The following is a 26,759-nucleotide window of genomic DNA, read 5'->3' on the forward strand; positions in this document are numbered from 1 at the left end:
CCTACGTGGGGGGGGCGCCGTTTTTTATTATATGTTATGTTGTAGTTTTTTATATAAAGCATATTGAAAAGTGAGCGCTGCTTTCTGATAAGTTTTGGGAGTAATTTACTAAGGACTATGAAAAATTTAAGAACAAGAAGAAAAGCATTTGATGCTAGAATTCTGGAAGCGTTAGGATAGAAATTAAATGTTTTTATAAAAAAAGAATTGACTTCTATATTAGTTGTAACTAGAATTGTTACATAAAGGCGTAATCAAATAAGTTACAGCGAGTGTCTGTTTTTTGAAAAAAATGTGCACAGTTATCTTTTGTTAAAAATCATAGTTAATCTTTTTTGAAAGGGTTAGTTTTGAAAAGTATATTAAGGTAACTCAAAAAAGAACAAGATATAAAAAGATGTACTTATATAAACCAGAAAGTTAGCTGAGCTGGATAATAAAAATTAAAGGTAGGAGATTTAAATGGAGACGAAACAAGATAACCTTATTTATGTATGGGACGCTTATTGTGGATGGTGCTATGGCTTTTCAGAAAGTATTAAAGGGTTTTACAAAAACCATACTGAAATGCCGTTAACAGTTTTATGTGGAGGTTTATTTTTAGATAATTTACCAATGAAAAATTTCTCATATATAGAAGAGGGAAATAAAAGAATTAATCAACTTACAGGTGCAGAATTTGGTCCTTCATATCAAAAATTGGTGGAAGAAGGGACTTTTAAAATGAATTCGAAAGATGCTGCAATTGGTTTTTCGGCATTACGCTCATTAGCTCCAGACCGTTTGTTAGAATTCACTTCGGCTATGCAAAAAGCGTTTTACTATGAGGGACAAAGTCTAAGTGATCCTGAAACATATCGTAAGATTGCGATCGAGCATGGTTTGGACCCTGAAAAAGTACTAGAACGCTTAAACGCTCAAGAAACAGTAATAGATGTCCAAAATGATTTCAATAAAGTTCGACAACTTGGTGTTAATAGTTATCCTTCATTACTTTTACAAAAGGATAATCAAATTATTCCTATTGGTGGCGGGGTAATGACGCCAGATAAAATCGAAGCACGTTTTAAAAGTTTATATTAAAAAATCTTAAGCTACAGTATATTGCATGTAACGTTTTAAGAAAAACTATAAGTAAATGGGATAAACCTTTTTATAATAGTTGGTTTCAATTTGTATTTAAAGAGTCCAATTTTATTATAGGCCATAGTAGTAAACATGTTATCTTACGCCAACTGACATTCATCTCCCGAATACTTGTTGGTGCTGTCACACTTTCAGGTGAATTGAAGAGCGAGTTTCTATTTGAACAAGAAAAAATGTGTGATCTATTTAATAACTTTAACAAAAGGAGAGAAACATTCTATGTTTAAAACAATCGATACAAATCAAAAAGATGTAAAATTGACGGTGTTTAGTTCAGACGAAAAAAGTTTCATGGTCACTGCAACCTTAGTTGAGAAAGCAGGACATGCATTTTTAATAAACTCAAAATTTACTCAGTCTGATTCGAAAGAAATAATTGATTATCTGAAAAAAAATAACTTATCTCTAGATAAAATCTTTATTATTCATGGGGATCCAGACTACTACTTTGGATTAGAGGGCATTAAAGCTGCTTACCCAGAAGCTATAGCGTATGCTACAGAGTCTACTGTTGAACATATTGTTCATTCTGTCTTAGGAAAATTAAAAGTTTGGAAAGATGCACTTGGAGAAAATGCACCAAGTAATGTGGTATTACCTCAAGTGTTTAAGGAAAAATCTATTGATTTTCAGGGGTTAACATTTGAACTAGTAGGCTTAGATAATTACAGAACTAGCGTATTTAATAGAGAATTGAAATTATTGATTGGAGGCATTGATGTATTTAACGAAATCCATGTGTTCTTAGCAGATACTAGCTCAAAAGCAGCAATGGAGGCATGGATTGAGAATTTGAAAGTATTACAAGCATTAAATGCTGACATAATTGTACCTAGCCATGGATCAATTGAAAAATCTTTAAATAATCAGGCACTTACTGCAACTATGGATTACCTAAGAACTGCGGTTCAAGCTTCTGAGGAAAGTAAAACTTCAAAAGATTTTGTAGCGAAACTTGATGCAGCATATCCAGGCTATGCAAATAAAGGTGTATTAGAATTAAGTGCAAAAGTTGTAACAAACGAAATGCCTTGGGGTTAATGATATGAATAAATATCATTAACTATTACACCCCTTCTCGAACGAGAAAGCCCATCGCCTTTAGGCATGGGATGAAAGTGAGGTTAGATACGAAGTGCTACTAAATAACCGCAAGGTTTTTGGCACTTTAGGTATCCAAAGTGTGGGTATCCTTTATGTTGTAGTTTCACAATCAAACCGATACATTGTAAGCATGATAAATGATTATAGAAAAACCAAAATTACCGTTTCATTAATTAACTACCATTTTGTGTTTTGTCCACGATACCGAAGAAAGATTTTTCTTAACGCAAAAGTAGAAGAACGTTTCAATGCGTTGGTTCAAGAGCTATGTAACGAACTAGATATTGTTATTATTGCAATGCAATTTGACAAAGCCCATGTTCACTTGTTCTTAAATACACTACCAACACTTAGCCCTGCTGATATTATGGCGAAAATTAAAGGAGTGACGTCGAAGCGTTTAAGAGAAGAATTTTCTCATCCCGCGCATTTTCCAAGTCTGTGGACACGTTCCTATTTTATTTCTACTGCTGGGAATGTATCAAGTGAAACAATACAACATTATGTTGAAAGTCAAAAAACGAGGGGATGGAACTTGTGACACAAACCATCACGGTTAAAGTTAAATTGCTTCCGACAAAAGAACAAAATAGGCTATTGGAACAAAGTAGTTCTGATTATATTAAACTCATTAATACACTGGTATCTGAAATGGTTGAAGCGAAGAAAAGCATGAAGAAAAGCACAAAGGATATTGAAGCCAACCTTCCAAGTGCGGTTAAAAATCAAGCGATTAAAGATGCGAAAAGTGTATTTTCTACAAAAGTGAAAAAGAGTAAATACAGAATTGTTCCGATTCTAAAAAGACCTGTTTGCGTGTGGAATAACCAAAACTATTCATTTGACTTCACGCACATTTCAATGCCCTTTATGGTAAATGGAAGGTCAACTCGGTTAAAGATTCGTGCTTTATTAACCGACAAATACAATCACAATTTTGAATTGTTGAAACACACGTTAGGCACTCTTCGTATCACAAAGAAATCTACTAAATGGATCGCTCAAATATCTGTCACAATCCCTACAAACGAAAAAATGGGAACAAAGATTTTAGGAGTGGACTTAGGTGTCAAAGTTCCTGCGGTGGCCATCACAGACGATGATAAGGTTCGTTTCTTCGGAAACGGTAGACAAAACAAATATATGAAACGTAAGTTTCGTAGCATTCGTAAGAAGTTAGGAGAAGCTAAGAAATTGAATGCCCTTCGGCAACTTGATGATAAAGAACAAAGATGGATGCAAGATCAAGACCACAAAGTGAGTCGTGAAATCGTTGATTTCGCAACGAATAATAATATCTCTGTCATTCGATTAGAGCAACTAACGAACATTAGACAGACGGCACGAACAAGCCGTAAAAACGAAAAAAATCTACACACTTGGTCATTCTTTCGTCAAGCGCAATTCATAGAGTACAAAGCGAAATTAGTTGGCATAAAGGTTGAATATGTGAATCCTTCTTATACAAGTCAAACATGTCCCAAGTGTTCTGAAAAGAACAAAGCACAAGATAGAAAATATAAGTGCCCATGCGGATTTGAGAAGCATCGTGATATCGTTGGGGCGATGAACATTCGCTACGCAACTGTGGTTGATGGTAATAGTCAATCAGCCTAAGAACCTATATGGTCTGTCTTAGGAGGGGTGATGGCACACCCTCATCTTGAAGGCTGTTCAAAACAGAAATGAACTGCGAACGGTTAGTCATTCAAGAATCCCATCCGTTACACCGTAAGGTGTAGGACTTGCGGCTTTAGCCGTGGGAGTGTCAAATGAAACGTATGTGTTAACTGGCGAAGGAAATTAGATGTTTTCAAAACATATTTAAGTGAAAATGTATCTTGGACAGAAGCTGCTGGATTTCCATATGCGGGGACTTATATAGGTTCAGATGAAGTGGTGAAAAATGTACATGTACGTCTTGGCACGGAATGGGATAACTATAGCGCTAAAGATGAAATTTATGCATTTAATAACAATACTGTTATCGTGTATGGAAAATATAGTGGAACATATAAAACTACAGGGAAGTCATTTGTAGCAGATTTTTGTCACCTTTATGAGTTTGATGAGAACGATAAGGTTAAGAAGTTTATTCAAATTGTGGACAGTGCAACTGTTAATGAGGTATTAAGTTAGAGTTAATCGCTTCTTGCATACCTTGTATAAGGGGTAATGTTAGGATAAACAGGTTTTACTAACATTACCCCTCAAATCATATTTTGGGGAAGGTTTCACCTTTTTCAAACGTGTTATGGAAGATAATTTATATAATTTAGAAGAGGTAGGTATATATGAAATTAGAGAAAAATTTAATCATAACAATTATTTCTGTATTTATTTTAGGAGTAGTTTCGACTTTTGTATATCAAGCTTCCACCGGTAATAACAAAGGTAACACAATCAAGAGCGAGAATGTTGCTTTTGTATCAAAAGAAGTAAAAGAAAATGAAAAGAATAAAAAGATGGTAGTTGATTTCTATAATGAAGTTTTTAACAAACATAATATCGATATTATCCCTAAATATGTAGGTGAAGAGTATAAGCAACATAATCCTTTTGTCGCTGATGGACGAAAAGCCTTCATGGATTTCTTTAAGGAGGATTTTGTTAAAAACCCTAATTCCTCTGCAGAGATTAAACGTGTAGTAGCTGAAGGAGATACAGTTGCTCTTCATGTACATTCTCGTACTAATTCTCAAGATAAGGGAGTTGCTATAGTCGATATTTTTCGTATAAAGGATGGAAAGATTGTTGAACATTGGGATGTAATTCAAGAGATTCCAAATGAGGCAGCTAATAATAATACGATGTTTTAGATAGAAGATATATATAAACTAAATTTAGATTTCTAACAAAAGACTCCATTTTGATTAACCTTTTTCAAAATGGGGTCTTCTTATTTTCAATATAACATGGGTTTGTGGAGCCTTTTTGATTATACGTTATTTCAAATCAACATTTGTTTTAATGAGGTTTAATTTATACGCAATAAAATTGATAATACTCTTGATGTATGAGTCACATCGTAGTAAAAACTCTTCTATAGCATTCTGGGGTGAATTAGTATTTTTACTATTAATAACAGTAAATAATTATATATAAATATAATGCATTTATGTTATTATGTTTATGTTGGAAAATAAAGTATATTTTTGTTCGCAAAAATAATTAGGATAAGAAGGGGAAATAGCATGAAAATGAAAAAATGATTTTAACAGGTGCAGTACTTGCAGCAACAACTTTAACGTCTTTAACAAATGTACAGGCAGATACAACATTTAAAGATGTTCCTACTGATCATTGGTCATATCAAGCAATTATGGATCTAAAAGAGAAAAATATCGTAGCTGGTTATGGAAATGGCATTTTTGGTTTCGGTGATAGTATTACACGTGGTCAAGTTGCTAGATTGCTTTATGTATACTTGAAACCGGCAGATGTAGATGCTAATTTTCATTTTTACGGGTAATTTTTTATCATACGTTCCTTTTATGTTTTTTAATTTAGATACAATATCAACTAACTTATCGTTACTGGATAAAGAAACTTCTATAATTTCATTAGAAGGACTATCTAATGTTTCAATTGTATGATCAGCCCACTCAATTACTTCAGTTTTTGAAAATAAACCAATTTGTAACCCTATCCTAAAAACCTCAGCTATTATTTTTATATTAACCATATATATATAAATACATAGATTTTTAGATAATTATACATCACATAAAACTAAACCTCAAAAAGGGTATTGATATTCGGATTAAAACCACAAAACAATATAGAAATTAACTTGGAGAATAAATTATACTTTAAGTTGAATAAGGGGAATATTTGTTAAATAAAATAGTATAATTTATAATTTCAGGGGCAGGTAATAAGGGAGAGAAATTGGGATATCTAGTAGAGGAGGGTGTTATATGTATAACTGTAATCAATGTGGAACAGAAATGATTATGCAATTACAAGACAGATATAGAGAATTTTGCCCAAGATGTGAAGGTCTTAGACCAAGTAGCTTAGTATACTATAATTTATATGAATTACTAGATTATATGGAAGCAAACAATTATATGAATAAAGAAAATATGTTACATAACTTTCTAAAATGGGAGTTTGAGTTAACGAAGGGAAATATATTTAAGTTATATTTAGATGTAGATAGATATGATAACCCTGATGATGAAGATCTTATAAAACAATTAGAGGTTTATATGAAGGGGATTCGATTAAAATTAAATGTTAAATATGAGGATGACTATATCTGGATTAAGGTAAATTAGATGTGATTCTAAATATAATGAGTTTTATTTTAACAACTTCAGAAGCAATGGAAGTAATAAATATGAATGTTCTAGATTAAATGCATTAGTTGAAATTGGATGAATTATTCTATTGAACCTAACGAAAAATATGCATTTATTCTTGAAGTCTGATGCAGAACAATTAGGAAAAGAGTAGGCAGTATTAAGAAGAAATATCGTTCATTTAAATAAGGGGATTTATGTTTTTCATAAAGATAACCCCTTTTATTATCATAAGCGTTTGCATTGTACTGTTAGTGAATTTTAAAGTAAGTTCCTAATAAGCTAAGAAATATATTATTTCACATGAACAGGTATATGAATAGAAAAGTTGTAGTTTCAATTGAAACTACAACTTTTAATTTTTCTTTACCTTTAAAAAAGAAGGGGAGAAAGCCCCCTTACTTTAAAAATTTATTAAAAAATAACTTAATTCATTGATGGAATATTATTGAATTGGTGCACAACTCCAAATGTATTTTCCAACTACTTTTATTTCTGGACAATTTTCTATATCTGTACAATCAAACATTAATGGATGTATACTAGGATTAAAAGAATCTGGTTCAAGTATAATTCTATTATTGGTTTTGTAAATTCTTTTTAAAGTGGCGTCATATCCGTTGATGAGTACAGCGGCTATGTCGCCATTATTTATATTTGTTGTCCTCTCAAGTACAGCTATATGTCCATCATGTACAATTCTATTCATGCTGTCTCCGTTTATACGAAGTGCTAATAGTTTTTCAAATCCGTATTTATCTAAAATGATATCAGGTACCTGTATATCACCAATTACATTTTCTATTGCTTCAATTGGTTTACCAGCTGCGATTGTACCATAAATGGGAATATCCCGTTTGGTAATTATGTGATCTTCAGGACAATAGGATTCATTTTCATCAATAAAGTAGGTTGCAGGGACATTTAACATCTTAGCGATTTGTGATATTTTTGACATTTTAGGGCTTCTTTCACCATTTCTCCACCGTAAAACAGTAGTTCTACTAACAGATAATAATTCAGCTAATTGTTCGTCTGTCATATTATTTTTCTTCATCAATTGAGATAATTTTAAACCGAATGATTTCATGACTTTTTGTCACCTCCGTCTTGATTGATTATATAATTGGTGTGACAAAAATGCAACTTTCTTCGTTATTTGGTAAAAAAATACTTGACTGTTTTGTCACGTAGTACTATATTTGAATTTGAAAAGAGGTGACAAAAATGCACAAGATGATATTTTTAGAAAGAAAATTAAAGAGAAAAACTATTGAAGAAGTTGCTGATTTTCTTAATGTTTCTCCACGTACATATTGGGCAAAAGAACATAATAAAAGTGAATTCACTCTGAAAGAGGCACATATGTTATCGTGCTATTTAGAGAAATCTATAGAAGAGTTGTTCCCTGATCTTTTTTTAAATAATTTGTGACAAAAATGCACGTATTTATATATGGATTATAGGATGTTTTTGGGGTTATTTTAAACAAAATATCTAATAATCCTACTATTAAAGGTGCTTTATATATAGGTTTTAAATTAGAAAAGAAGGAAAGAGATTCAAAAAATGAAACGCTAAAGTGTATTTGGTATATAAAAATTGAGGTGAAATATAGAATGCTAAATATTCAAGTAGATGAAAGAGCGATCAGAAGATTATATTTAGAAAAATTAGAAGAAAAGCTTAAAGAAGTGGATGCAGAATTTGTATTTTGGGATACAAGTGAATTAAAAAAATAACATACATGTCGTGGAATACTATTCAAAAAGAATTCTTTTTTTAATCAGCGTTTTCAAAAATTTAAAGCGGGCGGGAAATGGTGTTTTCTGGCTAAAGAAACGAAGGCATTTTTATTAAATTGGCTAACAGAGAATGCGGTGTAAGAAAAGAAAGACTATCGTCTTAAAAAACAAATCTTAAAGGAAAGTCTATTGTAGGGAGGAGGATTAAACATGGTTTTTAAAGTGACAAAAAAACCAGGATATGTCAGCAAGAGTACTAATGAAAATGAAGAATTTAGTAATACTAGTTGTTTTGAATCGGAAAAACTTTCGAATAAACAGTTAAAAATGATTTATGCCAAAATGCATATAATAGCATTGAAAGATGATGGAGTAATATCAAAAGAAAAAATCAAAAATAAATTAAAAGAAAAACTTAAAATTCAATCACTGAGTGATCTTACAAGGAAGCAAGCTAATCAGGCTATACAAATATTAATAGGTTGGGAAATTTAAAAGTTTTGGAGAATCAAACTTTTAATATATAAGAAGTTTAATATATTGATTTTAAGAAAAAATTATGGAGGAAGATAAAATGAGTAGTTTGCTAATACAGGATGAGCCACTATTAGTATTACCTCGATTAGCAAGTAAGATTGGATTGAACGAGGCAATTTTTCTTCAACAAATACATTATTGGCTCAAGCGCTCGAAACATTATTATGATGATCGTTATTGGGTCTATAATAGCATTACAAATTGGCATAAACAATTCCCGTTTTGGAATGAAAGAACGTTGAAACGTATTGTTAAAAATCTTGAAGAGTTTAACTTATTGATAAGTGGTAACTATAACAAATTAAAGTTTGATAAAACAAAATGGTATTCAATAAATTATAACAGACTAGTTGAATTAGAAATAGATAACGATTGTGACAAATTGTCTCAACGAAAAGAACATATTGTCATGATGGAAAATGATAATATGTCTCAACCAATACCAGAGACTACACAAAAGATTAACACAGAGAATACGACTCAAAAAGATATAGTAGAGATAATTAATTATCTCAACAGTGTATGTAATACAAGTTATCGTATTTCAACTAAAAAGACGCAAATGTTAATTAAATCTAGACTACAAGAGGGATTTAATATAAATGAATTTAAAGAAGTTATTGAGACGAAGGCGAAAGAATGGCTTTATACAGAACAGGCAAAATATTTAAGACCAGAAACCTTATTTGGAACTAAATTTGAGGGATATTTGCAACAGAGAAAGATGGTGAAATCAAATGGCTTTAACAAAGGTAACAGATATAGTACAAAGTCTTTCGAAGAGAATGAACTTCCTTTCTGATACATGTCTGATATGTAAGCAGGAGAGAAAGCGAATGGTAAGATTGATGGAGATTCAGGGTGAAACGATTTGTCCAGTATGTCGTTTAGAAGAAGAAAATAGAAGGTTAGAAAAAGAAATGAATGCTTTTCGTTATGAAAAAGAGGAAAGAAAACGTAAAAGTATATTTTACGATCATAGTCTTATTAAAGATGAAACTATTAAATTAGCTAGATTTTCGACATTTATATCAGAGTGTGAAGAGGATGAAAACAATTTAATTTTAGCTAAAAAGGCTCTTACAGACTATTTAAATGATATTCGATTTAATTTGATTCTCGTGGGTAAAGTTGGAGCTGGAAAAAGTCATATTGCATACTCTATAGCTCATGAAATGAATGAACAAAGTTCGAATAAAGTTATGTATGTTACAAGTTCAGAACTCTTTGATTACATACGTTCGACATTTAATACGCAATCATGTGAAACAGAGCATAGCATAACAAATATGCTAATTTCTATGGATTTATTAGTCATTGATGATCTAGGAGCAGAGCTAGGGGATATGGATATTAATGATTTAAAAGCAACAGCATTTGTAAATCGTGTGTTATTTAAACTATTTGATGGACGACAAGGGAAAAAAACAATTATCACAACGAATTTAACAGGTGAGGCAATTATAAAAGCGTACGATGAAAGAGTTACATCTCGTATGTTTAATACATATCGACACATGGAATTTAAAAAAACAAGAGATAAGCGTAAGAGAAAATTACCTTTTTAAGAAAAGAATATATATGGTGTAGGAAATATATATTCAGATAAAAACATATTGTTCAAGAAATTTGTACTGTATGAATTGGTTCTTTTAATTAGCGAGTAAGTGAAGTGATTCGGAAGTTAAGAAAGAATATGAGGAATGGAATGAGCATTTGATCAGAAATTACACGTATGTACATTGAAAGTAGTTTTTAAGTTTATTTAATATGTTTTAAATAATTAAATGGAGGCATCTTGAAAATGAGAACATATAAAGGATTTGAAGCAATTAAACGAATGAAAACAAATTGGATTACAACAGTACAAGAGACACCGATGTGTTGGAAAATAGAAGGTGAAAGAGTGATTGCTGATTATTTAGGTAAAAAAGAAAGCTATCAACAAATTAATTTCTTTTTTGAGAACGAATTTATAGATTGTAGAGAAACTATTCGAAAAGGAGAACTATTGTATATTGAAAATGAAAATAGTGAAAAATTTATCGCTGAATATTGTAAAGAAAATGAAAAAGAAATAAAGCATGGTAGTTGGTTCTGGATTAATGGAGAGGAGTTCTCTAATAATTATGGTCATTTTGAAAAGCGTACGAAATTAAAAATTAGGAAAGCTGAAAAAAGTGAAAAATTATTATTTGAACGGGCAAAATTATTCGCTATCAAAGGGCGTAAAATAGATGAGTTTAGACTCGGTGATGTAATTGAAAGAGATAATAAATTGTATAAAGTGGCTATTGTAAAAAGTGGAAGTGAATCTCAAATTGTAGTAGGATGTGTTCCAATTAATGGGGGCGCAATTTGTTATTATAATTCAAAAGATATTGAGATTCAATTTTTCGTTGAAGATATGGTGGTGTGGCAAGATGAAGTTATTTTTAATTAATCAACTTATTGAAAATGGAATTTACAAATATAAGGATAAACAATTGTACGAATTAAATAGTGATGAGTTAATAAAATTAATCAAAAATCATAAGGATAAGAAAATAAATGTTAGCAATACAATATATGAATTAATACATAAAGAATGTAAGCCTTAGTAGCAAATTAATATATGAAATTTAAATTATGGTTAAGGATAAATGATAAGAAAGGGGCTTAACATGTTAAATATAGAATTACCAGTATTAAATAAAGAAGCTACAAAAGAAAATGTACTGAAAGCTATAAAGAAATACAGATTATTTATGAAGTGTAATTATTTTAACGAAACGATACTCTCAAAAGAAAATATATTAAAAGAAAATGCGAAAGAAGAGCGGATCAATTATATTATTGCGATGAACAAAGGGTTAGAAAAGCTAGATATTGAAAGTGATAGAATAATTATTCGAAAATATTTGTTAAAGAATCGAGTTAATAGATATGAGGTTATGAAAGAGTTGAATTTATCCGAGGGAGATTATTATAGAAAAAGAAATACTGCTTTTTACAACTATGCATATGCATTAGGGATTGAGGTTGAGGAGTGTAAAGATTACTAATAATGAATAAGTTTTTAATATGGATTATAACCACCTGTGTAAACAAGCAGGTGGTTATTTTTATGTAAAAAAATGATGAAAAAGAGATAAAAATGAATCGTTATATACATATATCATATAAGTACAAAGTAGCAATGATAAATAGTATTAAGGAAGATTTTTTTAAATTAATTTTAGTTTTTGGTGAGAAAAAATAAATGGAAATTAAATGTAGATTTAGATGGTCTCTATTTTTAACAATTTTGCTTTGTTATAAGGGTGGGAATAGTATATGCGAGATTTAATTATCCAATATAAGGAAACGTTATGTGAGTTAGAGTGTGCCAAAATAAGTGCAAAAGAAGAAGAAATTAAAATATTAACGAGTATGATTAGTGATGTCACATATGCTTTGGAGTGGATGAAGAATGCAAAGATGCCGGGTAATCGCCGGGGAATAGAACGTAGAGCTGCTTACCAACGAGAAAAATCATATGATTCCTTGTTAATGCAAAGGTATTTTCGTAGTACTGATACAACATATGAATGGGATGATGAAAACAAAGAAAGTGTCATTTCAGAATGGGAAAGAATAAAACTAGAAGATGCGCTCTCTACTTTGACAAAATATGAAAGAGAAATATATATCATGTCAAGAGGAAGAGGCATTACACAAGAGAAAATTGCTAAATATTTGAATGTTTCAAGAAGCACAATTAAAACGATTCTATATAGATCTGAAATAAAAATTGCTAAACAAGTAAGAAAAAGTCTTTTCTGCGAAAGTAGTTAAGTCTTTTTTTTATTTACAAATACATTCTTGTCACCATAGTGCCACCTATAAATAGAGAGTAATAAAATAAGTTTAAATGAAATATAAAAAATGAAGAATGGATACTAGCAAAAAGAAAGAGTAATCCAAAGGGTATCTATAAATTAAATGAGAGATTTTAAAAATGACGGCATCTATTTATTTACTACAAAATAGGCAGTAGTACATGAAAAACTACAGAAGGATGCGATTAGATGTTAGAACAAGATATAGATACAATGCCAATATGTTCAATTTGCCTTGAAAAATGTTTGTGGGTTTTGAAATTTCCAATCACAATTCAGTATAGTGAACAAATGTTTATTCGTGAGGTAGTTGACGAAAATATAACAACAATATGTATTGAGTGTTTAGAAAAAGAAGTACAAATGATGAGTTAAAACGGGAGGGACTGCTAGTGGCACGACCAATGAAATTGAATGATGAGCTGATAAATAGGTTGACCCAATATATTAAAGTAGGGAATTATATTGAAACCGCATGTGCGTTAGTTGGAATTAGTAGAAGTATAGTTTATGTTTGGTTAAAGCAAGGGCGTAGAGCAATTGAAACGAGTGAAAAGACAGGTGAAGTAGTACCGAGAAAAGATAAGATTTATGTGAAGTTAGTCATGGAAATTGATCAGGCATTAGCATTTAGTGAGGCGAGAGACGTTGAGACAATCGGGGAGCATGCAAAATCTAATTGGAAAGCGGCAGCATGGAGATTAGAAAGAAAATTCCCAACTAAATGGGGAAGGAAAGATCAATTGCAAGCAAACGTAAATCATTCAGGAGAAATGAAAGTAGAGCATAATAAAATGGCCATGAAAATTGGGTGTGATGAGGAAATGCTTGATTTAGCTATGAAATTATTTGAGAAAGTTCAAGGAGGAGAATTACAATCATGACACGGATGAATGTGCATAAGTTAATAGATGAAAATACATTTAAGGAATTGGCAAAAGTGAACTACCCCTTTCTATGTTCAGTATACACATAAGGGATTCTATAAACATGCAAAGCACACAAAATTAATAACAAAGATTTGCCAAGATTTAATTGAAGAGAAATTATCGACTAATAGATTAATGGTGTTTATGCCACCTAGGCATTCAAAATCACAGTCTATAACAGAAACATTGCCAAGTTGGTATTTAGGAAATTACCCAAATAAGAGAGTTATAGAGGTATCTTATGCATCAAGTTTAGCTGAAAAGTTTGGTAGAAGAAATCGTGCTAAGATTGAAGAGTTTGGTAAAGAAATATTTAACATTAGAATTGATGAGCGGCAAGGTTCCGTAACAGATTGGGCACTACATAACCACTCTGGTGGAATGTTGTCTGTAGGAGTTGGTGGTTCGATTACAGGGGAAGGAGCAGATTTATTAATTATTGATGACCCTATTAAAAATCGCCAAGAGGCCGAATCAATTACATACCGAAATAGACTATGGGATGAATGGGAAGATACTTTATCTACACGTTTACAAAAAGGTGCAAAGGTAATTCTAATTTTGACGCGATGGCATGAGGACGATTTAGCTGGTAGATTGTTAGAGAAAGAACAGGAGAAATGGACCGTGTTATCAATTCCTGCTATAGCAGAGTCAAGGGATGATCCATTGAATAGAGAAATAGGAAGAGGCTTATGGATTGAACACTATGGCCAAAATTATTATGAAGATAAAAAGAAGTTTTCCTCTGCACGCTCATGGTTATCTTTATGGCAACAAAAACCATCAAGTGATATAGGGAATATTTTTAAAAGGAACTGGTTTCAATATTACGATGTATTACCAAATTGGGAACAATTTGATCAAATTATTACTTCCTGGGATATGGCTTTTGATAACACTACAAATAAAAGTTCATTTGTGGTTGGACAGATCTGGGGAAAAATAGATGGAGACAAATATTTAATTGATCAAGTGAGGGCGCAAATGAATTTCCTAGAAACAAAGAAAGCATTTGTTGTTTTTCACCATAAATATGAGTCGATCCTTCGGAATTCTGGGTTTAAAAAGTCCATTCCGAAATTAGTTGAAAAAAAAGCAAATGGCCCTGCCATTATTAGTTCATTGAAGAATGAAATAAGTGGAATTATTCCTATAAATCCACAGGGTTCAAAAGAAACACGTGCTGAGGCGATATCCCCTGAATTTCAATCTGGAAATGTATATATACCTAATCCTAAAATACAATCTTGGGTATATGATTATATAGATGAATTAGCTTCTTTCCCATCTGGTAAGCATAATGATCAAGTAGATACAACGTCACAAGCCTTAGAATACTTTTTTACTAAGCAAAAAAAAATAATGGGTGGAAAAATAAAAAGAGTTTAGCTGAACATGTAATGTTCAGTTTTTTTATATTGGTAAAGTTTTTATGAAAAACATTGAATAAATGATTTGTATATGAAAGGAGGCATAAATCTTATGGTTGAGAAAAAAGCAATTAAAAATGTGAAGGTACTTAAATTACAAAGTCGTGAGATGGCTTTACGTGATGAGGAACTTCAAAGTAAACAAATGACAATTGATCCATTTGCACAAGTGTACGGTGATAAAGAACTAGTGAAGCCTCCATATGATATGCAAGTATTATTAAATTTGAGAGAAAGTAACCCTATTCACTCGGCATGTATTAGTGCAAAAGTAAATGATATTGCTGGTATGGGATTTGATTTTGCACCGCTAGATGAAGTGACAGAAGCAAATCAAGAACAATATAAAGAATTAAAGCGTTTTATGAGGTATTGCAACAATGAAATGACAAGTAGCGAAATACTTAGGGCAGTTTGGGAGGATTATGAAACTGTAGGTTGGGGAATTATAGAGGTTGTTCGTAATTTGAAAGGAGAACCAGCGCAGCTTCACCATATTCCAGCACATACGGTACGTGCGCATAAAGATAAGATTCGATTTGCGCAAATTGTAAATAATGAGGAGAGATGGTTTAAACGATTTAGTTATCCATATGATTTTAGGTTAGTAGATGGAGAAACGATTAGTGATAGCTTAGATGAAAACTCGTTATTAGACACTGAAGAAAAAGCTGGTGAAGTTATTGTAATTCGTAAATTTGGTTCTAGATCATCATACTATGGTATTCCCGATTATGTGAGTTCTATTGGTTCCATTGTAGGATCACAAGCTGTAAGAGATTACAATATTAATTATTTCACTGGTAAAACAATTCCAGATGCTGTTTTGTTTGTTGAGGGTGTTGATGAAATTGATGATTCAGTTGAAAGAGAATTAAAAACATTTTTCTCTGTTGAAACAAAAGGAGAACATCATAAGTTAGCAGTTGTTCCTGTCCCTGAAGGAGCAAAAGCTCGTTTAGAGAAATTAGGGCCTGATGTCAAAGAAGCGAGCTTTCGTTTATATCGTCAAGATAATGCTATGGAAATTTGTGTAGCTCATCGGGTGCCACCATATAGAATTGGTTGGGCTATGACAGGATCACTTGGGCAGACGACAGCAAAAGAAATGAATGAAATGTATAAACGATCAATTATTGAACCAGGTCAACAAATTTTAGAACATCGATTAAATACACAATTATTTAAAGAGTTTACAGGGACATTAGGGGAATTGGACTGGCAGTTTCAATTAAATGAAATTGATACAGATGATCGAGCGAGTGATATGCAATATGCAATAGATGGATACGACAAGAGTATATTAACAAGAAATGAATGCCGAAAGGTCATTGGATACGAACCAGTTCTAGAAGGAGATAAATTTTTAAATGAAGATTCAAATTCGATTTAGTAGTCTTGCTAGAAAGTAGGAATATATTATGCCAAATGAATTGAAAAATGTAGAAATTAGTTATGTTTCATTAGTAACAAAGGGGGCTAATGGTAGGCCGTTTGCAATTATGAAGGGTATGAACATGAATGGCTCTAATGTTTTGAAAAATGTTCCTATTTTAAAGAGGGAAGATGAAAAACAACTTGTAACAGGGGTTGTTTATGAACCCAATATAGAAGATGCACATGGTGATATCATGACGGCTGAAGAAATTGAAAGAGCGGCTTATAATTTTTTAGAGAAATATAGATACATAGATAAAAACCATGATGAGTTGGCAGGAAAAGGAACGGTAGTAGAAAGCTGGATTTCTAAAAATAATACGGTTGTTGGAAAACAAAATATTAAAAAGGGAACATGGCTTATGACTGTTCGAGTAGACGATAGTGAAACATGGAAAGAAATCAAAAAAGGGAAAATCACAGGCTTTTCGATGGGAGGGGTTGGAGAAAGAATGGAGATGCCACAAATGGATGAGTTTACACAAGATGAGAAAGGTGTAATTCGTAAGATGTTTAGTTTTTTTAAGTCACATTATGACGAGGAACAAACTCAGGAGATGGATAATCAGTCATTAAATAATAAACAAAACTCTAAAATGCAAAAGGTATTTAATTTGTTTGAAGATGTATTTTATGTTGGGATTTGGGATGGAAATGTAGATATTAAGCGGATGGTTTCCACCTTAGATGAAATGAAGGACATTTTAACTACAATGAAGGGTGGTGATACAGATTTCTCGCCAGAAGATATTACCATTAAATCCATAAATGAAGTAGGCAAAATCTTATATAAGAAAAATGATAAAAAATTTGATGAAATGATTTCTTTGATGAACCAAATTAAAGAAAATAAGTTACAAAAAAACGCAGATCAAAATGTAGATGAAATTGCAGACATTGTAAAGAGAGAAATGGGTCCTTTTCTCGAGAGGTTACAGGAGTTGGAAGAACAGTTAAATAAAGAACTTGAATCAACTCATGATACTAATGAATTAGAAAATGATAGAGAATCTAAAAAGACAAGTGAATTTATTCAGAAGGTAATAGACCCCATTTCAAAGAGACTTGAAGTAATTGAGCGATCAGCACAAGTTCGTAAAAGCCTTGGGGCTGATGCCAAACCAACAAACGAGATAAGAAAACCAGTAAATAAATGGGTAGGATTAGATCTATAAAGATAAGGAGAAATGAATCTATGAATAATAAAGAATTATTAGCACGTATTGAACGAATTGAAAAGAGTACAATGACAACAGGAGGAATGAAAGCGGGGCTATTATATCCGGAACAAAGCAAAGAATTTTTCCGAATGGTATTTGATGCAACTCCATTTTCTCAATTGCATCGCAAAGAGATTCGTAAAGCGAAAAAAGGTGAATTAGATAAAATTGCAATCGGTGGTCGAATTTTACGTAGGAAAATGGAAAATAGTGATGATGGCTATCGAGCAGGTGTAGAAACGTCGAAAGTTGAATATGATACAGTTTCTATTCGTTTACCATGGGAGATAACAGAGGAGCTACTTCGAGAAAATATCGAAGGTGAAGGATATGAAGATACTGTTATGACATTAATGTCAACACAGTTAGGTATTGACCTTGAAGACCTGCATTGGAATGGGGATGTAACTTCAGAGGACCCATTTCTACAAATTAATGATGGCTGGTTAAAACAAATTAAACAATCAAGTAAATCTCATATTGTCGATCATTTTAAATTAGTGACGGGAACGGGAGATGCTGAAGCTAGCGCTGGGTTTAGTAAAGACTCAATCTTTAATTTATCTAAGGCAATGCCTAATAAATATAAAAATGAAGGTTTAAAGTGGATTATGTCACCTGCTCGTAGAGAGAAATGGATTGAATATTTAACAACTCGTTCAACTGGCTTAGGCGATGCTGCGTTATTAGGTACAGGGGATCAAGTTAATAAGCCGTTGGGGTATGAGATTGTCACAGTTCCTTCTATTCAAGATGATGTAATTATTTTTGCAGATCCTAAAAACTTTATTGCGGTAAATACGTATGACACGCGAGTTCGTAAGACTGTAGAAGGTAAATCTGCTGTTATGGAAGATAAGCGATTCTATGTTATTCATTTGGATGATGATGCAGTTATTCAAGAAATGGACGCAGTAGCAATTCTTACTAATATACCTGATAAATTTGGAAATTAAGTAAGGTAATTTGCATATGAAGATTATAGAATTGAAATTAGGCGGTACATATACTGCATATGGCTATACTTTTTTTAACGGAGTGAAGGAAAAGGTTGCAAATGAGAAAGCAAACTATTTACTGAGTACAGGACATTTTAAGTTAATAGATAGTATAGAGGTTAAAAAGAAAGAGAAGTAAAAGAGGTGAAAGAATGGAAATTACTGTACAGGACATAAAGAACAGGGTGAATGTTCAACGAATGCCCGATACGGTAATCCAGGAGCTCATTAGTCAATATGAATTGATTACAAAAAACTATTTAAGGAGTAAGCCAAGTAACCCAATGAAAGAGAAAGTTAGAACAAGTAAATTGGCTTGGCTTTCTTTTCGAGCAGAAAATTTGATCAAGGTAATCCATATTGGTTCTGGAGAAGAAGTTACCAATTCAGTTTTTTTTGATGGTTGCACTGTATATGGTTTAAGTGAGAATCAATTATATGAATTTGAGTATACAATACAAGATTATGATGGGCTTTTGACTTTAATGAAAAAATGCATCATCGATATGACGTGTTATGCGGTAATTCGAACAAATCTACAATATGAAAATATGAAAAAATCAGCAAATATCGGAGATTATTCATATGAAATAAATATTGAATCACTAGATGAGGAAACTGTTAATAAAAAGGTTTTAAAAGTATTAAAAAAATACCGAAGTAGAAACCCTTTAATAGCATTATGAATGAAAGAATAGGCTGTGAACATTAGATATGGAAGAATTATATATACATGAAGTAACTGTGAAAAGGAATCAAAAGGTAAAACAGCCGGCAGGAAATTTTAAAGAAGAGCCTGTCATTATTTATGAAAGAATGAAGTGTCGTGTTACAACACACACAGCGGTAGATAATGAAAGGTTAAAAAGAAATAAACAAAATTTTGAGCCGAATTTTAAAATTTATACTTCTGCAGAACATAACATCCATACAAATGATGTAATCTATTTTCATGATTATGTATTTGAGGTAAGAGGAGAACCAAGAAATCCATCATTTTTAAATCACCATATTGAATTGTATTGTGAGTTGTTGGAATAAAATGACGAATACATCGGAATTCATGGTTACACGTAATGTAGAACAGGTTAAAGAACAACTTAATAAAATAATGGTAGAAAGAATTATAAGTGCTTGCAATCAACTGCAACGAGAAATGAAACAAACAGTATCAGGTAGTCACAATGGTGTGAAGTATAAAATTCCACGATCGAGTCGCACATATATTGCTTCAAAACCAGGAGAGACATTTGCTTCTAGAACGGGAGAATTACAAGATTCTATTAAATATGGCTTACATATTACAGATAACGAAGTAGTAGGAACGATTGGAAGTCAATTAAAAAGAGCGGTGTATGTCGAAAATGGTACAAGTACTGTAGAAGCCCGACCTTTTTTCTTAAAAACGTTTGAAAAAGAGCGTGGGGAATTAAAAAGGACATTGGGAGGAGAACAATGACGACAAAAGCGATTGCAACAATTAGAAATATTATTGAGAAAGATACAATTGTGCAAAGTAATCTATCGAAATATGAAGGAGAGCCCGCTCTAACATTTCAAACTGCACAAAATGATATGAAAATGCCTTATGTGGTAATGAGAATTGAATCTAATAATCCGGATGATATAGAGGTAATTGATCGTATGATCCTCACTTTTGATATATATTGTGGCCAAGGTGATTATGAAAAAGCGGATGTAATTTCAAGGCGAATAGAACATTTGTTAGACAGAGAAGCGGGATTGTTAAGAGATTCTGGTATTATTACGATTCATCGAGCAGGCAGTATTACAGTTCCAGATGAAGATCCATCAATTATTCATATTAGTATTAAGTTTCTTGTACGGGTAGGAAGAATGGAATTATATTAAGGAGGGAAAAAAATGAGTTGGAAGCTTATTAATGGTGTACGTGAGGGTACAACTGATAATTTTGTTATTGGACCGGGTGTAATGTATAAAGGTTTTAAAAGTGTTAAAGACCTAGGTGAGATGTTAGGAGCTACTACAGGTGGCTGTAAAGTGGGGTTTACTAGAGAATACTATGATGCTGATATTGATGGTGTTTTAGGAAAACTAGTTCGCGGAAAATGGCTATTAAAAGATGAACCACATATGGAGGTTACACTAGTAGAATTTACGAAAGAGAATTTAGAGTTAGCTCTACCAGGCGTAGATGTAGATAGTACGACTGATAACGATTATAACATTGTAAAACCAACCAATGAAATTAAAGACGCAAGTTATAGTGATATTGCAATAGTAGGTGTAGTTTCAGGAAGTGATATTCCGGTTATTTTTGTTATCCGAAATGCAATGGTTGTTTCTTCTGTAGAAATTGATTTAAAAGATGGTAAAGGAACTGTAGGACTTAAATGCAAATTTATTGGTCATTATAGCGAAAGTTCGCCTAATACACCCCCTTATGAAATTTATTTACCAAAGAAAAAAGCACCTAAATTACCTACAACAAGTAAATAAGTTGTAGGTTTTATTTTTAGGTTATAAAAGGAGATATTGAATATGACAACAATGCTAGAAAAAATGATGCATAATAGTACAGAAATTACAATTTCAGGTCAGAAGATGAAGATGAGACGTTTAAATGTAAAAGATGTTTGGCGTTTTACTAAGATTATTTCTAAAGTTGGTCGTCATGCAATGACTGATTTTATGGAGTTTGGGAAAGAAAAGAATGAAATTGATGAAAAAATTCAATTGGCCCAAATGAATGAAGAGCAACAAGAACAGTTAAATGAAATTGAAAAACAAAAAAAAGAAAAGGGTTTAGAGTTTGTCTTTCAATTATTGTCTATGATTCCGGAATGTGAAGATGAGTTTTCGGAATTTTTCTCTAGTCTATTACAGATTAAGCGTGAAGAATTCGATCAGTTACCACCAGAAGCTATGGTAGCAGTTATTGAAGGATTATTAGAAAGTGAAGATTTAATGTCTTTTTTCAATCAGGTCAAGGGTCTAATCAAATCTCAAAGTCTCAAGTGGAACAAACAAGAAATGTAGAAAATGACTCTAATAAATACATAGAAGAAACAGAGCAAAATATGCTAAGGGCTTTTGATAAAGTCCAAAAACGGTATGGATGGACAGATGATTATGTCTTATCCATACCGTATTCTCGTTTAATGGACTTATTTTCTTTTATTAGTCAGGAAGAGCAGCAAGAAGAATTAAATGAATGGAAAAAGATGGCCTTTATCGGATTTCAAACAAGGCAATTAGAAGAAGGAACAACTTTTCATGATTATTTGCAAGCTTTTGGACTTACGGAATCTACGTCGGATGGGGAAGTAAATGAGACTATGGAAGTTTGGTCCAAAGAGGAATGTATCGACCATGCAAATAAGCTGATTGCAGAGTTTCAGTTTGAAGACGATCAGGAATAAAAAACTTCCTAGTTAGAAAGGGGGGAGTGAATGTTTACAGAAGTATTCCAGTTGTTTGGTACAATTGGAATTAAGGCAGATGAAGCTTATAAGGATTTAGCAAAGTTTGAGGAAAGTTTACAAAAGGCTTCTAAGAACATACAAGAAAAATTTCAAAAACCAGCAGAAGTACTTAATCAAATAAATGGCCAAATTCAAAAATTTGGTAACGGGGCGACCAATGTTTTTGGGAAGATTGGTAACAAAGCGGATCAGGCATATAAAGGTGTAGAAAAGTTTGAAGAGAGAGTGCAAAAAGCCTCTAATACAATGCAAGAAAAAATCCAAAAATCAGCAGATTCTCTTGGGAATATTAGTAAGCAAATGCAAACGTTTGGTGACACTATTTCAAATAAAGTTACAAAACCAATAGAACAAGTCAATAGCAAAGCTTTACAATTTGCTACCGATTTGGAAGGTTCTCAAAAAAAACTACAGGATATGCTTGGGTTAACTGAAAAAGATGCAAAGAGTTTGGCTGGAACTATTCAACCTATCGCTCAACAAGTCGTGAAGATTTCCAATATAGTAATACCATCGTTGAAGCAAACGGTTGAGTTAATCAAATCTGTTTCTAGTCTTATATCTAAGGCGAGTGAAATCATTGGTGGTCTTGTAAATATAGTTAAAACATTAATGCAAATACCGGGTGCAATTACGGCGATTATTAAAGATGCCTTAAAACTTATTAAAGTTTTTAGTGAGTTTGCACAGATATTGACTGGTCTTGGAAAATCCATGTTTTCATTAGTATTAAGCCCATGGGGTTTTGCGATAATTGCAATGGTTGCTTTAGTATATGTGCTGTATAAAAATTGGGATTCAATTGTGAAATATACAAAGCAAGCAGTGCAATGGATCAGTGATATTTGTTCTAAAGCCTGGGATGCTATCGTTAAAGTTGCGAAGTCAGTATGGGATAGCTTGTCAAAGTTTTTCTCAAGTTTTTGGGAAGGAACAAAAAAAGTATTCCAATCTGCGGTATCGTTTATAGATAAAATACTTAGCGGGGCATGGAAAATAATTACTACTGTAATTACAATGTATATCAACATATGGAAAAAGACATTTGAAATTGGTTGGAATTTAATAAAAACGATATTTAATACAGTGCTAAACGTAATAAAAAGTGTTGTTAAGTTTGCTTTAGAATTTATTAAAAGCTATATTTCTACTGCTATTAAAACATGGCAAAATATTTTTAAAACTGGCTGGGATATTATAAAAACAGTTTTTACGACGGTGCTAAACTTTTTGAAAACATTTATAAGTGGTGCATTTCAAGCAATTCGCAGCATAATTACGACTGTGATGAATGGGATAAAAACCGTCATTTCTACAGTGTGGAATGGAATAAAGGCAATTTTTACGACTGTATTAAACTTCTTAAAATCAGTTGTAAGTAGTGTGTTTCAAGCAATTCATAGCATAATTACGACTGTAATGAATGGAATAAAAACGGTTGTTTCTACGATTTGGAATGTAATTAAAACAATTTTTATAACTGTATTAGAGTCCATAAAGAATTTTGTGGTTACAGCATTTCATTTTATTAAAAACACAATTACGACTGTAATGGATATCGTAAAGTCTATTATTGTAACCGCATGGAATTTTATTAAAGAAACAATAATAGTTGCTGTTCGGACATTTGTTAACTTTGTGGTGGATAACTTTAATAAGATAAAAAACACAATATTTAGTGTTGTTGGTGCTATTAGAGATTTCATAGTAAGTAACTTTGCAGCAATTAAAAAAGCTATCGTCGGAGCGTTTGACGGCATTGTTGATACAGTAAGGGATGTATTCGGTAAAGTGGGTTCTATAGTTAAGGGGATAGCAAACGACGCTGTAAGCTGGGGGAAAGATATTATTGCTGGTATTGGTAAAGGTATGACATCTATGGCTGGCTGGGTTGTTGATAAAGCTAAAGGTGTTGTAGACGGAATACCAAAAGCAGTTAAAAGTTTCTTTGGTATAAAATCTCCTTCGCGTCTAATGATGGAATACGGCGGATATATTACAGAAGGTCTTGGTGTAGGGATGGAAAAAATGATCCCGGCTGTGGACAAGGCTTCTGGATTGTTAAATAAAGCGGTTGTTCCACCGAAACCGATGCAACTAGTAACGGATGTATCTACCCGAATTGGACAAATGGGTGCACATTCTGCGGATATGATTGGAAAAGCTGCACATCCATTTGCTGGACAATCTTCTGTTGAAAAGAAAACAGATAAAGGTGTTACAATTCAAAATGCTACATTCAAAGTTGCTGTTGAAAAATTGCAAACCGCAGAGGATTTTGTGAAAATGAGAAAATTACTACAAAATGTAGTTGCTGACGATCTAATGGGAATGGCGGTGCGGAATGTATGAGTATATTAAAAACATTGCATAGAAGAGCCGGTTCATACCATCTCTTATGGGATGCTACAGAATTAAAAAGTACAATTAAATATACTATTAATTTTTCATGGCCTGGGACATATAATTTTTCTTTTATGTCCCAAGTTCCTATCGGTTCTGATGGTATGTTACCAGATAAATACTTTATTGTTCGAGTAAATGGTATTGAAAAATTTAGAGCAAGAGGTGCTTATGCCTGGGAAGCAAGAGAAATTTTTGTTGGTGCAGGGCCACAAACAATTGAATTTACAACAAGCGGTTACGGTTCTTCTGACGTAGCCTATTTGCGTGATGTTTATTATCATGCATATGGACCTATACCTACAATTGCAATGATTGAACAAACGAAAATGCCTAAATCCTTAAACGGATTAAAAAATTACAATGTTATGCATGGATATCCTCGTTACCAAAGTACTGGTAATAAAGGATGTGAAGTAGAATTTACTGCTTTATTCAATGATATCAGTCATTGGCGTGAGTTCATGGGGGAAATATATCGCCCTCATATTATTACAGGTGATTACGGTACCTATGGTGGTATAATACCGCCTAATGAAGTTGATGCAATACGTAAAGGAACACTAGTAATAGCAAAGTGTAAATTAATATCTATGTCACAAGCAGGTATTGGAGTTGATGGAATGTGAGAGAAGGATCTATTTCTTTAATCAGAATGTTGGGGAGCTATTTCCAAGTGGGGAATAATGCTCCTAATTTAATTGTTTATATGAAAAAAAGAGAATCTTCTTCTTATGTACAAATACAACATCGTGTAGTGAGCCTGGAAGTGCAGGAGAACGCAGATCAGTTCGCAAGTACATTTTCTATTACCTTTGCTAATGAATATGGGCAAATGGCACCTGATAACTGGTATGGTAAGTTTTCTTCCATTCAAGAATGGTTTTACAACAGTGAAGTAACAAACACAAACCAACTATATCCGCAGACTGAATTTAAGGTTTCTATCGGTTATGGCGAAGAAGCTTTACCATATATACATGGTTTTGTATCTGACGTAAAGGTGAATGCCGAAAGCGGCACAATATCAGTTACCTGCACAACATCTTATAAAAAGGTTCTACAAAAGTCAGTAATTCCAACGCCGGGATCAGATGAAATTGTTGCACCGACTGGAAATGTGTATGATGTAGTGAAATTCTTCCTTGAAAAAGCAGGAGTTACATTACACGGAAGTAGGGTAAATATTCCCGGTACAAATCAAAGCTGGATTGTTGAAGGGGCAACTGGAAAGAGGTTTCAAAAGTGGGATGAAATTGTACGGGATATTATAGATACAACATTCCACTACATTAAACATGAACCAGATGGAAGTTGTACATTTATGAGAATGCCAGACTACGAAATTAACGAACTTGCCAAATTTAGTTTTAGAGAAGGGGAAAACCTTATCTCTTTAGATATGCAATTAACAGATCAGGACATTAGTAATAGTATTGTTATTAAATGTGGAGATTATGCTAATGGTTTTGTTAATTCATTCTTACTTAAAAACGTCTCTTTAGGGGATTTGCGAGAGGAAATGATAGAGGTACCTTGGGCAACAACATTCTTTGCAAGAAGGGCAGTTGCTGCAGCTTATCATTTAAAAGCAATTCAAAAATTTAGAACACTAACAGTTGCTGTGATAGGGAATCCGCGAATTCAATTGTTCGATGTGGTTTCCATTTACAACAGGGATTCTGGGCAACAATGGAACTACTTTGTTAAAGGAATTAACACAATGATTTCTGCTGATGATGGATTCTATCAAACTTTAGATTTATCCGTTAACTATGGATATGAACCTACTCCGTATACCGATATAACAGGAATCACAGTAAATGTAGATACATTACGATTAAAGCTGTGGGATTGGGATTATGAGGATGGAGATTTATTAAATATTTATTGTAATAACAAATTAATAGTGGAAAACTACTTTATCCGAAACAATCCTACGTATGTTGATATACCACTTGAATATGGTGTGAATATTATTATTTTTGAAGCGGTGCGCACTCCTTTAGGAATACTTACCGGGCGATTACAAGTATTAGATACACAAAATAATATCTTATTTGATTATGGTTCTTTACCAGATTTAACGTTTGATGAAACAGATTTAAATGCAGATAGATATTATATTAAACGCCCAGCTAAAACGTGGCCTGTAACAAGGGTAAATTAGGGG

General features: G+C 32.5%; 33 protein-coding genes and 3 pseudogenes. 34 read left to right on the top strand and 2 right to left on the bottom strand.

Annotation, left to right across the window (positions count from 1 at the left end):
* Positions 1-462: 462 nt before the first annotated feature.
* From ACQVV1_RS16925 to ACQVV1_RS16955, 7 genes and pseudogenes are all read left to right on the top strand, one after another.
* Complete coding sequence (locus tag ACQVV1_RS16925) at positions 463-1,083, top strand: DsbA family protein (RefSeq protein ID WP_242253729.1); 621 nt, start codon at positions 463-465, stop codon at positions 1,081-1,083.
* A 282-nt stretch (positions 1,084-1,365) separates the two neighbouring features.
* Positions 1,366-2,187 carry an MBL fold metallo-hydrolase gene (locus ACQVV1_RS16930; RefSeq protein WP_242253727.1) on the top strand — a complete coding sequence of 274 codons (822 nt, stop codon included), beginning with the start codon at positions 1,366-1,368 and terminating at the stop codon, positions 2,185-2,187.
* Between the two features lie 193 nt (positions 2,188-2,380).
* The gene (gene tnpA, locus ACQVV1_RS16935; protein WP_242254019.1) at positions 2,381-2,791 is read left to right on the top strand and encodes an IS200/IS605 family transposase; all 411 of its coding nucleotides are present in this window, start codon (positions 2,381-2,383) and stop codon (positions 2,789-2,791) included.
* Entirely contained in the window at positions 2,788-3,867 is a 1,080-nt protein-coding gene (locus ACQVV1_RS16940) for an RNA-guided endonuclease InsQ/TnpB family protein (protein WP_242253725.1), read from the top strand. The genes tnpA and ACQVV1_RS16940 overlap by 4 nt, the downstream gene beginning before the upstream one ends.
* Before the next feature lie 142 nt (positions 3,868-4,009).
* Positions 4,010-4,389 (top strand): annotated as a pseudogene (locus tag ACQVV1_RS16945) (nuclear transport factor 2 family protein).
* Between the two features lie 155 nt (positions 4,390-4,544).
* A complete protein-coding gene (locus ACQVV1_RS16950) occupies positions 4,545-5,069 on the top strand; it encodes a nuclear transport factor 2 family protein (protein WP_431169199.1) in 525 nt (174 codons plus the stop codon).
* Positions 5,070-5,458: 389 nt separating this feature from the next.
* A pseudogene (locus ACQVV1_RS16955) lies at positions 5,459-5,692 on the top strand (S-layer homology domain-containing protein); the annotation flags it as partial.
* Here ACQVV1_RS16955 and ACQVV1_RS16960 read toward each other — a convergent pair.
* A pseudogene (locus tag ACQVV1_RS16960) lies at positions 5,675-5,935 on the bottom strand (hypothetical protein); the annotation flags it as partial. The pseudogenes ACQVV1_RS16955 and ACQVV1_RS16960 sit on opposite strands and share 18 nt — an antisense overlap.
* 235 nt (positions 5,936-6,170) lie before the next feature.
* On the opposite strand from ACQVV1_RS16960, the gene ACQVV1_RS16965 reads away from it, so the two are divergent.
* The gene (locus tag ACQVV1_RS16965; protein ID WP_016127872.1) at positions 6,171-6,533 is read left to right on the top strand and encodes a hypothetical protein; all 363 of its coding nucleotides are present in this window, start codon (positions 6,171-6,173) and stop codon (positions 6,531-6,533) included.
* A 469-nt stretch (positions 6,534-7,002) separates the two neighbouring features.
* Here ACQVV1_RS16965 and ACQVV1_RS16970 read toward each other — a convergent pair whose 3' ends face one another.
* Entirely contained in the window at positions 7,003-7,647 is a 645-nt protein-coding gene (locus ACQVV1_RS16970) for a LexA family protein (RefSeq protein WP_000834515.1), read from the bottom strand.
* A 137-nt stretch (positions 7,648-7,784) separates the two neighbouring features.
* Between ACQVV1_RS16970 and ACQVV1_RS16975 the strand changes: the two genes are divergently transcribed.
* The 26 genes from ACQVV1_RS16975 (at position 7,785) to ACQVV1_RS17100 (ending at position 26,756) form a co-directional block, all read left to right on the top strand.
* Positions 7,785-7,991 (top strand): helix-turn-helix transcriptional regulator, encoded by a 207-nt coding sequence (locus tag ACQVV1_RS16975; protein WP_000549412.1) that lies wholly within the window; start codon positions 7,785-7,787, stop codon positions 7,989-7,991.
* Between the two features lie 185 nt (positions 7,992-8,176).
* Positions 8,177-8,299, top strand: coding sequence for a hypothetical protein (locus tag ACQVV1_RS16980; RefSeq protein ID WP_431169200.1), 123 nt, complete (start codon positions 8,177-8,179; stop codon positions 8,297-8,299).
* A gap of 213 nt (positions 8,300-8,512) precedes the next feature.
* Positions 8,513-8,797, top strand: a complete 285-nt coding sequence (locus ACQVV1_RS16985; RefSeq protein WP_097879319.1) for a hypothetical protein — start codon at positions 8,513-8,515, stop codon at positions 8,795-8,797.
* 79 nt (positions 8,798-8,876) lie between these two features.
* Positions 8,877-9,641: a conserved phage C-terminal domain-containing protein gene (locus tag ACQVV1_RS16990; RefSeq protein ID WP_000096621.1), complete on the top strand. Its 765-nt coding sequence runs from the start codon at positions 8,877-8,879 to the stop codon at positions 9,639-9,641.
* Positions 9,577-10,407, top strand: coding sequence for an ATP-binding protein (locus ACQVV1_RS16995; protein WP_489752942.1), 831 nt, complete (start codon positions 9,577-9,579; stop codon positions 10,405-10,407). Before ACQVV1_RS16990 ends, ACQVV1_RS16995 begins: the two co-directional genes overlap by 65 nt.
* A 236-nt stretch (positions 10,408-10,643) precedes the next feature.
* Positions 10,644-11,282: a hypothetical protein gene (locus ACQVV1_RS17000; RefSeq protein ID WP_001261480.1), complete on the top strand. Its 639-nt coding sequence runs from the start codon at positions 10,644-10,646 to the stop codon at positions 11,280-11,282.
* Complete coding sequence (locus ACQVV1_RS17005) at positions 11,263-11,439, top strand: Fur-regulated basic protein FbpA (RefSeq protein WP_336584441.1); 177 nt, start codon at positions 11,263-11,265, stop codon at positions 11,437-11,439. The genes ACQVV1_RS17000 and ACQVV1_RS17005 overlap by 20 nt, the downstream gene beginning before the upstream one ends.
* 63 nt (positions 11,440-11,502) lie before the next feature.
* The gene (locus ACQVV1_RS17010; RefSeq protein ID WP_242253713.1) at positions 11,503-11,883 is read left to right on the top strand and encodes an ArpU family phage packaging/lysis transcriptional regulator; all 381 of its coding nucleotides are present in this window, start codon (positions 11,503-11,505) and stop codon (positions 11,881-11,883) included.
* Between the two features lie 271 nt (positions 11,884-12,154).
* Positions 12,155-12,655, top strand: coding sequence for a sigma-70 family RNA polymerase sigma factor (locus tag ACQVV1_RS17015; protein WP_242253712.1), 501 nt, complete (start codon positions 12,155-12,157; stop codon positions 12,653-12,655).
* A gap of 233 nt (positions 12,656-12,888) precedes the next feature.
* Positions 12,889-13,074 (top strand): hypothetical protein, encoded by a 186-nt coding sequence (locus tag ACQVV1_RS17020; protein WP_431169201.1) that lies wholly within the window; start codon positions 12,889-12,891, stop codon positions 13,072-13,074.
* Between the two features lie 17 nt (positions 13,075-13,091).
* Positions 13,092-13,583: a hypothetical protein gene (locus ACQVV1_RS17025; RefSeq protein WP_000113634.1), complete on the top strand. Its 492-nt coding sequence runs from the start codon at positions 13,092-13,094 to the stop codon at positions 13,581-13,583.
* Positions 13,584-13,772: 189 nt separating this feature from the next.
* Positions 13,773-15,020 (top strand): phage terminase large subunit, encoded by a 1,248-nt coding sequence (gene terL, locus ACQVV1_RS17030; RefSeq protein ID WP_227749024.1) that lies wholly within the window; start codon positions 13,773-13,775, stop codon positions 15,018-15,020.
* A gap of 93 nt (positions 15,021-15,113) precedes the next feature.
* The gene (locus tag ACQVV1_RS17035; RefSeq protein ID WP_431169202.1) at positions 15,114-16,454 is read left to right on the top strand and encodes a phage portal protein; all 1,341 of its coding nucleotides are present in this window, start codon (positions 15,114-15,116) and stop codon (positions 16,452-16,454) included.
* 28 nt (positions 16,455-16,482) lie between these two features.
* On the top strand, positions 16,483-17,673 hold the full coding sequence (locus ACQVV1_RS17040) for an XkdF-like putative serine protease domain-containing protein (protein WP_431169203.1): 1,191 nt from the start codon (positions 16,483-16,485) through the stop codon (positions 17,671-17,673).
* A 20-nt stretch (positions 17,674-17,693) separates the two neighbouring features.
* On the top strand, positions 17,694-18,674 hold the full coding sequence (locus ACQVV1_RS17045) for a phage major capsid family protein (RefSeq protein WP_001060156.1): 981 nt from the start codon (positions 17,694-17,696) through the stop codon (positions 18,672-18,674).
* Between the two features lie 16 nt (positions 18,675-18,690).
* Positions 18,691-18,855: a YqbF domain-containing protein gene (locus ACQVV1_RS17050; protein ID WP_000691127.1), complete on the top strand. Its 165-nt coding sequence runs from the start codon at positions 18,691-18,693 to the stop codon at positions 18,853-18,855.
* A 13-nt stretch (positions 18,856-18,868) separates the two neighbouring features.
* Entirely contained in the window at positions 18,869-19,402 is a 534-nt protein-coding gene (locus ACQVV1_RS17055) for a hypothetical protein (RefSeq protein ID WP_431169204.1), read from the top strand.
* 28 nt (positions 19,403-19,430) lie between these two features.
* On the top strand, positions 19,431-19,757 hold the full coding sequence (locus ACQVV1_RS17060) for a hypothetical protein (protein ID WP_000392019.1): 327 nt from the start codon (positions 19,431-19,433) through the stop codon (positions 19,755-19,757).
* A 1-nt stretch (position 19,758) separates the two neighbouring features.
* On the top strand, positions 19,759-20,175 hold the full coding sequence (locus ACQVV1_RS17065; protein WP_002175907.1) for an HK97-gp10 family putative phage morphogenesis protein: 417 nt from the start codon (positions 19,759-19,761) through the stop codon (positions 20,173-20,175).
* On the top strand, positions 20,172-20,588 hold the full coding sequence (locus tag ACQVV1_RS17070; protein ID WP_000208342.1) for a hypothetical protein: 417 nt from the start codon (positions 20,172-20,174) through the stop codon (positions 20,586-20,588). The genes ACQVV1_RS17065 and ACQVV1_RS17070 overlap by 4 nt, the downstream gene beginning before the upstream one ends.
* A gap of 12 nt (positions 20,589-20,600) precedes the next feature.
* Entirely contained in the window at positions 20,601-21,197 is a 597-nt protein-coding gene (locus tag ACQVV1_RS17075) for a hypothetical protein (protein WP_000118565.1), read from the top strand.
* A gap of 42 nt (positions 21,198-21,239) precedes the next feature.
* On the top strand, positions 21,240-21,737 hold the full coding sequence (locus ACQVV1_RS17080; RefSeq protein ID WP_000210326.1) for a hypothetical protein: 498 nt from the start codon (positions 21,240-21,242) through the stop codon (positions 21,735-21,737).
* Positions 21,716-22,120 carry a hypothetical protein gene (locus tag ACQVV1_RS17085; protein WP_375296237.1) on the top strand — a complete coding sequence of 135 codons (405 nt, stop codon included), beginning with the start codon at positions 21,716-21,718 and terminating at the stop codon, positions 22,118-22,120. The genes ACQVV1_RS17080 and ACQVV1_RS17085 overlap by 22 nt, the downstream gene beginning before the upstream one ends.
* Positions 22,121-22,150: 30 nt before the next feature.
* On the top strand, positions 22,151-24,535 hold the full coding sequence (locus ACQVV1_RS17090) for a phage tail protein (RefSeq protein ID WP_431169205.1): 2,385 nt from the start codon (positions 22,151-22,153) through the stop codon (positions 24,533-24,535).
* The gene (locus tag ACQVV1_RS17095; protein ID WP_050845290.1) at positions 24,532-25,215 is read left to right on the top strand and encodes a hypothetical protein; all 684 of its coding nucleotides are present in this window, start codon (positions 24,532-24,534) and stop codon (positions 25,213-25,215) included. Before ACQVV1_RS17090 ends, ACQVV1_RS17095 begins: the two co-directional genes overlap by 4 nt.
* A complete protein-coding gene (locus ACQVV1_RS17100) occupies positions 25,212-26,756 on the top strand; it encodes a hypothetical protein (protein WP_240853370.1) in 1,545 nt (514 codons plus the stop codon). Before ACQVV1_RS17095 ends, ACQVV1_RS17100 begins: the two co-directional genes overlap by 4 nt.
* The last annotated feature ends 3 nt before the right edge of the window (positions 26,757-26,759 follow it).

Origin of the sequence: Bacillus basilensis (genome assembly GCF_050630465.1) — a bacterium.
Lineage (GTDB): Bacteria > Bacillota > Bacilli > Bacillales > Bacillaceae_G > Bacillus_A > Bacillus_A basilensis.

Excerpts from the sequence above, each read along its gene's own strand:
- ACQVV1_RS16925 (WP_242253729.1), top strand. The coding sequence starts at position 463 with ATGGAGACGAAACAAGATAACCTTATTTATGTATGGGACGCTTATTGT.
- ACQVV1_RS16930 (WP_242253727.1), top strand. The coding sequence starts at position 1,366 with ATGTTTAAAACAATCGATACAAATCAAAAAGATGTAAAATTGACGGTG.
- tnpA (WP_242254019.1), top strand. The coding sequence starts at position 2,381 with ATGATAAATGATTATAGAAAAACCAAAATTACCGTTTCATTAATTAAC.
- ACQVV1_RS16950 (WP_431169199.1), top strand. The coding sequence starts at position 4,545 with ATGAAATTAGAGAAAAATTTAATCATAACAATTATTTCTGTATTTATT.
- ACQVV1_RS16965 (WP_016127872.1), top strand. The coding sequence starts at position 6,171 with ATGTATAACTGTAATCAATGTGGAACAGAAATGATTATGCAATTACAA.
- ACQVV1_RS16970 (WP_000834515.1), bottom strand. The coding sequence starts at position 7,647 with ATGAAATCATTCGGTTTAAAATTATCTCAATTGATGAAGAAAAATAAT.
- ACQVV1_RS16975 (WP_000549412.1), top strand. The coding sequence starts at position 7,785 with ATGCACAAGATGATATTTTTAGAAAGAAAATTAAAGAGAAAAACTATT.
- ACQVV1_RS16980 (WP_431169200.1), top strand. The coding sequence starts at position 8,177 with ATGCTAAATATTCAAGTAGATGAAAGAGCGATCAGAAGATTATATTTA.
- ACQVV1_RS16985 (WP_097879319.1), top strand. The coding sequence starts at position 8,513 with ATGGTTTTTAAAGTGACAAAAAAACCAGGATATGTCAGCAAGAGTACT.
- ACQVV1_RS16990 (WP_000096621.1), top strand. The coding sequence starts at position 8,877 with ATGAGTAGTTTGCTAATACAGGATGAGCCACTATTAGTATTACCTCGA.
- ACQVV1_RS16995 (WP_489752942.1), top strand. The coding sequence starts at position 9,577 with ATGGCTTTAACAAAGGTAACAGATATAGTACAAAGTCTTTCGAAGAGA.
- ACQVV1_RS17000 (WP_001261480.1), top strand. The coding sequence starts at position 10,644 with ATGAGAACATATAAAGGATTTGAAGCAATTAAACGAATGAAAACAAAT.
- ACQVV1_RS17005 (WP_336584441.1), top strand. The coding sequence starts at position 11,263 with ATGAAGTTATTTTTAATTAATCAACTTATTGAAAATGGAATTTACAAA.
- ACQVV1_RS17010 (WP_242253713.1), top strand. The coding sequence starts at position 11,503 with ATGTTAAATATAGAATTACCAGTATTAAATAAAGAAGCTACAAAAGAA.
- ACQVV1_RS17015 (WP_242253712.1), top strand. The coding sequence starts at position 12,155 with ATGCGAGATTTAATTATCCAATATAAGGAAACGTTATGTGAGTTAGAG.
- ACQVV1_RS17020 (WP_431169201.1), top strand. The coding sequence starts at position 12,889 with ATGTTAGAACAAGATATAGATACAATGCCAATATGTTCAATTTGCCTT.
- terL (WP_227749024.1), top strand. The coding sequence starts at position 13,773 with ATGCCACCTAGGCATTCAAAATCACAGTCTATAACAGAAACATTGCCA.
- ACQVV1_RS17035 (WP_431169202.1), top strand. The coding sequence starts at position 15,114 with ATGGTTGAGAAAAAAGCAATTAAAAATGTGAAGGTACTTAAATTACAA.
- ACQVV1_RS17040 (WP_431169203.1), top strand. The coding sequence starts at position 16,483 with ATGCCAAATGAATTGAAAAATGTAGAAATTAGTTATGTTTCATTAGTA.
- ACQVV1_RS17045 (WP_001060156.1), top strand. The coding sequence starts at position 17,694 with ATGAATAATAAAGAATTATTAGCACGTATTGAACGAATTGAAAAGAGT.
- ACQVV1_RS17050 (WP_000691127.1), top strand. The coding sequence starts at position 18,691 with ATGAAGATTATAGAATTGAAATTAGGCGGTACATATACTGCATATGGC.
- ACQVV1_RS17055 (WP_431169204.1), top strand. The coding sequence starts at position 18,869 with ATGGAAATTACTGTACAGGACATAAAGAACAGGGTGAATGTTCAACGA.
- ACQVV1_RS17060 (WP_000392019.1), top strand. The coding sequence starts at position 19,431 with ATGGAAGAATTATATATACATGAAGTAACTGTGAAAAGGAATCAAAAG.
- ACQVV1_RS17065 (WP_002175907.1), top strand. The coding sequence starts at position 19,759 with ATGACGAATACATCGGAATTCATGGTTACACGTAATGTAGAACAGGTT.
- ACQVV1_RS17070 (WP_000208342.1), top strand. The coding sequence starts at position 20,172 with ATGACGACAAAAGCGATTGCAACAATTAGAAATATTATTGAGAAAGAT.
- ACQVV1_RS17075 (WP_000118565.1), top strand. The coding sequence starts at position 20,601 with ATGAGTTGGAAGCTTATTAATGGTGTACGTGAGGGTACAACTGATAAT.
- ACQVV1_RS17080 (WP_000210326.1), top strand. The coding sequence starts at position 21,240 with ATGACAACAATGCTAGAAAAAATGATGCATAATAGTACAGAAATTACA.
- ACQVV1_RS17090 (WP_431169205.1), top strand. The coding sequence starts at position 22,151 with ATGTTTACAGAAGTATTCCAGTTGTTTGGTACAATTGGAATTAAGGCA.
- ACQVV1_RS17095 (WP_050845290.1), top strand. The coding sequence starts at position 24,532 with ATGAGTATATTAAAAACATTGCATAGAAGAGCCGGTTCATACCATCTC.